Source organism: Fluviicola sp. (assembly GCF_030151805.1).
Taxonomy (GTDB): Bacteria; Bacteroidota; Bacteroidia; order Flavobacteriales_D; family Crocinitomicaceae; genus Fluviicola.
Window position 1 is genome coordinate 1 of record NZ_JASLCN010000169.1, and the last position, 5332, is coordinate 5332.

A 5332-nucleotide genomic window follows, 5' to 3' on the forward strand; every position below is an offset into this window, starting at 1 on the left:
AACAGCTAAGTCATTTCTTGTATCATTATTGAAATCTCCTACTGCAAGTGCTCTTGGTGTGATTTCAGTAGTAAAGCGTTTGATACTTGCAGGATAAGAGCTGTAGTTGAAAGCTGCATTAATGGAAGTATTTCCCATTAGCAAAATTGAATTTCCACTGGTTGTTCCAGCCTCATTGTAAAGAACTACAACATCTAATTTTCCATCACTATTTGCATCAATCAGTTTAATGTCCTGCGGTCCGGATGGAGTAGGTAAAGGAATCGCATAAGTAGTGTTTATTAATGTACCGCTGGCGTTATATAATCTTCCGATTCCACCTGCGCCTAATACAACAACATCAATGTCTCCGTCACCATCAAAATCGCCTGCATCAATAGCAACAGGTCCTGTGGTTGTAGCTGTAACGCCTGAAGAAGTGAAACCTCCCGAACCATCGTTCGTTAATCGGCTGATATTATTGGAGCCTTTATTCGCACATACGATATCTTTATCTCCGTCTGCATCCCGGTCAAAAATGGAAAGCCCGATCGGTTGAGTTCCGACTGCTATAGATACTGCAGCTCCGAAACTTGATCCGCTGCTTGAAAACAAGGTAGAAACGTTATTTGTACTTTGATTTGCAACTGCAATATCCAGGAAAGCATCACCATTCAAAAGTCCGAGTTGAACAGCAACCGGGCCTGTTCCGGCAGGATAAGCAACTCCGGCAGTAAAACCTCCGGATCCGTTTCCATAAAAAACAGAAACCTGATTGGAAGCACTATCCGCTGTTACAACATCCATTTTTCCATCGTTGTTGAGGTCGCCGGAAATGATCGCTGCCGGGTTATTCCCCGTTGCAAAAGTTGCACCGGTTGTAAATCCGCCGCTTCCGTTACCAAGCAGAATACTGAAAGAATTGTTTAATGAATTTGTAAATACAAGATCCTTATTCCCGTCTCCGTTAAAGTCATTGGAATGAATGGCTCTGGGAGAGTTTGTTGTAGCAAAGAGATCAGGTAGCGTATAGTTGTTACTTGTATTACCCAAATAAGAGTTCACATAAAGACCCGTTTGCTGACCGGTAACAATGTCAATTTTGGTATCTGCATTGAAATTTCCTAAAGTAAGACAGCGCGGAGATCCCGGACATTGTGCCGTTTGATTCAAAGTCAATGTACCTCCCGATCCGCCATAAAATATAGACATGGTAGACGATCCTCCGTTCAAAACAATAATGTCCTTGAATCCGTCTCCGTTAATGTCGTAGTTATCAATTCCTTCCGGACCTAAACCCGTTGTATACGAAATCGCAGCGGCTAAAACCCCTGAGCCGTTATTTTTCAATACGGAAATCGTATTGGAAGTTTTGTTTGTGTTAATAACATCTATATCATTGTCATTATCAATGTCACAGACCGTTAGAGAATACGGTTCGACTCCGGAGGAATATAAAATTCCGTTAGCAAATGTTCCCAGTGAACCCGGATTGTTGAGTGAGATACCAACTCCACTACTCCCTACACTGATGACATCCAGATGATTGTCACCGTTCATGTCCGCCAGTTTGATATCCGATAATAAACCTGCGACATTAAAAACAGCTGAAAGAGTGAATGTTTGCGGAGCACCGATGTTCCCATAAAGTGCCTGAATATTTGTTGCCGTCGAAAAAACGATATCCATTATTCCGTCCTCGTTGATATCACCCAATTCCAGATACTTCGGAAAGGGAAGAGAATAAGTTGTTAAACTATCGAAGGATCCTGTTCCCAATCCCATGTGGATGGTTACTCCGCCCTGATTGGCTGTAATCAGGTCTCTGTTGCCGTCTCCATCCAGATCTGCACTTTCCACCTGAGTTGTAAAAGCTCCTCCGGTAGAAGTATTGGGGAACCCAAATTTTCCATTCCCATACCCTTTCATGAAAGAGTATTTGAAGGTGTAACTTGTACCGTAGTGACCAACAACAATGTCTAATTTGCCGTCATTATCAAAATCTCCTTTGGTAATTCCTCTGGTACTACCGTAGACTTTGTTAAATGAAATATCGTTTCCCGAACTAAAGCAGCCACTTGGAGTTTGTGACCACGACGAGAATGCTATCATGGTAAATGATAGAAAATAAAGTAGTTTTTTCATATTTGTTTAGTCAAGGTAACAGGAAGTGTATCAGTTTCTGTTAGCCGAAGATAGTTCTTTTTTTAACAAAAAAATCGGCTCGTCAGCCTTTTATCAAATTTGCTAAATCGAATTATTCTCAGACCTTCAGTTTCAGTACTTTTTGAACGGAAAAAAAATCAAATGGTTGGAAAATTGTTAAAAATGGAACAAAAAAATCAATGAAATTAATTAAAACAAACTATTTGCTACTTTCGTTTTTATGCAAGACAAAATTACTTTTCAGTTCGTCAGCGAACCAACAGATGTGAACTTCGGAGGGAAGGTTCATGGAGGAGCCGTTATGAAATGGATTGATCAGGCTGCTTATGCCTGCGCTTCAACCTGGTCTGAAGGTTACTGCGTAACGGTTTACGTTGGTGGAATCCGGTTTTTTAAGCCAATCCATATCGGAAGCCTGGTCAAAATTCAGGCGCGTGTTATTTATACCGGAAAATCAAGTATTCACATTGCGGTGGATGTTTTTTCCCGGAAAATGAGTGAGCATAAATTCGAAAAAACGACCCATTGCGTGATCGTTTTTGTTGCTGTGGATGAACAAGGTAATCCTAAACCAACTAATCAATGGATTCCCAATACGGATCGTGAAAATCAATTGCAGCAATATGCTATTCGTTTAATGGAATTGCGCAAGGATATTGAGGTTGAAATGGGGCCTCATCTGAAAGACCTGTTTTGATTTAACGATTTGATCTAAAGCTAATTTGAAAGATTACGGATAGTGAAAAGGCTCAAAATATTGAATTTTGAGCCTTTTCGTTTTTTTTGAACAATCCGTTAAGACTGCTGAATAAATGTTTTGTATTTCTTGCCGTTCCAGTAAATCACCAAACTATTGGTTTCACTTCGGATTAATTGAATTCCCGGATACTTCAACGTGATTTTCTTTTTGTTCCCGTCATTCATAATGTACCGGGCTCTGTAAGTGAACCAGCGTTTTGTCCAGGAAAGCGAAGACCCCATGTCTGTTGCAGTTCCGCATCCAATCACATAAACGAGATTTTTGACGTTGTTGATAATCATGACACCTTTTGTCTTGTCGATCTTGTTTTCAACAAAGAATGCAATATCGACCTGGTTGTCACCTGTAAAATCTGCTTCAAAGTAGAAGGGATTGAAATCGGTGAGAATTTGGTGTTTCTGTGCCATTTCTGACTTTTCCAGAACTGATTTTACCCAATTGGGAATGTTGTTTTGGATCAATAAAGAATCCACCTGACTGATACTGTAACTGGAGAGACTGATTATCCAGAAAAAGGTAGTGCTAAGTATAATAGTTTTCATAACTGAGGGATTAGAGTTTATCTAAATCTATCAGTTTCCGCTACACCTCTTTTTTTTAAAACCTGAACTGTCAGAGCTATTTACTGAAATGGCTTTTATCGAGATTAATTGTTTTTCGGAACATTCAATTGGTATGGAAAATTCGGATTATTCAAGGTTTGCTGAATCACCATCAGGGAAAGTTCCATCAATTCGTTGTTTTTGAAAATAATACCGTCAGCACCGGCATCCAGGCAGGCACGTAAGATGAATGAGTTGTTCTCGTCCGTTACGATATAGACCTTTGCCAGCGAAGTGCGCTTTTTGATTTTGTCCATCACATCCAAACCTGTCAGATTCGATCCCAGGTTGTAGTCCAAAAATGAAATAGAATGAATTGCGGGTAAATCAGACAAGAATTCATTCGAATCAGTATAAGTGCTGATCTTAAAATGATTTTGATGCAAGGAATAAGCTGTCAGTAATTCTTTTTCCAATTGTAACTTGTATAACGTGGTATAAAACGGGTTGTCGTCCAGAACCTGAATGCGCAACCCAAAAAACGGGAGCTTTTCCATGACTTTGCTTTTTAGTTTGTTTTAATCTGTGTATCCTCTACGGATCGTCTTTGTATGTATTTTTCTTCGTGCTGACGTTTGATTGAATCAAAACAGTGCTTTTCCATGCTGAGTGATCTATATCAATTATGATGTCCTCATGGTTGAATGTTTTAGCATGTCAACGCATTTGCATTTCCGAAATTCATACCGAAGAAGGTGAACAAATGTTAAAGCCTTTTTGGAATCAATGTTTCAGAGTGGGGAGAGGGAAGTGCCAAAAAGAAGATTCTTTCCGATTTGGTAGAAGCATTTTCATTTTGAAAAAGAGTGAAGGAAAAGGTTTTGAATTTTTGATCAAAGGCTCAGGGCAAATTGTGGTAGTCGCTTTTATTCTCTGCCCTGAAAAATAAAAAAGAGGTTTGGTCGGAATGAGAAAGAGAAAAAATGACCTAAATCAAAAAAAGCATCTTACTTTCGTAAAATGCTTTTCTTTTGGTGAACCCGTTGCAACAAAGTTCGAAACAAAACACGAGTGAAAAAACCTCATAATGAGGTTTTTATTTTTGCTAAGAACTTATTTTGTATACCCATTCAGAATCTATTTCACTGGGATGATTAACAAAGTGTATTTTTTTTGATTTCAATACAGTTGGTTTATTATAAGGAGGGATGTCCGTCTGGTGATATAGTTCTAAAAATATGGCTTGGGCAATAAAACCACAAAAAACTAATGTTTCAATAGAAGGTGAGTTTTCAATTAATTGTTTAAACCTTTCTTTATATCTAATTTCTTGATCTAAATTTTCAATTCTTTTTAAAAACTTACTAAGTTCCCTATAATTGTAGTCTCGCTCCCCCTTTCTTTGAGAAACATCCTTTATTTTAGATATTTGAATCTCTGATCCATGAAGTTTTCCAGGCATTTTTAATGGAAATTGACAAGAGTTGAAAACTCCATATTCAGATATACGTTCATTTCTCTCAAAAAGGAACTTTCCGAAAGGAATTTCATCACTTCCTAAAATTACTCGAGACATATTTTTACCTGTTTGTCCAGCCACAGGAAAACCTGCTTCAATTTCATCGGTATTGGGTGATTCCAAAATAAAAAGAGTCCGGATTTTATCAGGAAAAGGGACTAAATCATATAAATCGTTCATTTAATAGAATTAAGTGTAAGTTCTTTTTTTCAATTATCTTCCGACAATTGGATTAATTTTATCCCTAAAATATCTCTCGATTTTTGGTACTATAAGATCATAGTTTTCAACACCGATTTGTATTGAACTAACCTTTAGAATAAAACCATTGAGATTTTTTCTGTCCAAAATTTTCATTGCAAAAGT

5 protein-coding genes are annotated in these 5332 nt (G+C 38.0%); 1 reads left to right on the top strand and 4 read right to left on the bottom strand.

What is annotated here, in order from left to right:
- Positions 1 to 2124 (bottom strand): VCBS repeat-containing protein (locus Q1V93_RS06485; protein WP_300662967.1); only part of this gene is annotated, 2124 nt, incomplete at its 3' end.
- 241 nt (positions 2125 to 2365) lie between these two features.
- Between Q1V93_RS06485 and Q1V93_RS06490 the strand changes: the two genes are divergently transcribed.
- The gene (locus Q1V93_RS06490; RefSeq protein ID WP_300662969.1) at positions 2366 to 2842 is read left to right on the top strand and encodes an acyl-CoA thioesterase; all 477 of its coding nucleotides are present in this window, start codon (positions 2366 to 2368) and stop codon (positions 2840 to 2842) included.
- A 98-nt stretch (positions 2843 to 2940) separates the two neighbouring features.
- On the opposite strand, the gene Q1V93_RS06495 is transcribed toward Q1V93_RS06490, so the two are convergent.
- The 3 genes from Q1V93_RS06495 to Q1V93_RS06505 form a co-directional block, all read right to left on the bottom strand.
- Positions 2941 to 3447, bottom strand: coding sequence for a hypothetical protein (locus Q1V93_RS06495; protein ID WP_300662971.1), 507 nt, complete (start codon positions 3445 to 3447; stop codon positions 2941 to 2943).
- Between the two features lie 104 nt (positions 3448 to 3551).
- Positions 3552 to 4004 (bottom strand): response regulator, encoded by a 453-nt coding sequence (locus Q1V93_RS06500; RefSeq protein WP_300662973.1) that lies wholly within the window; start codon positions 4002 to 4004, stop codon positions 3552 to 3554.
- Positions 4005 to 4552: 548 nt separating this feature from the next.
- Positions 4553 to 5146, bottom strand: coding sequence for a hypothetical protein (locus Q1V93_RS06505; RefSeq protein ID WP_300662975.1), 594 nt, complete (start codon positions 5144 to 5146; stop codon positions 4553 to 4555).
- Positions 5147 to 5332 lie beyond the last annotated feature (186 nt).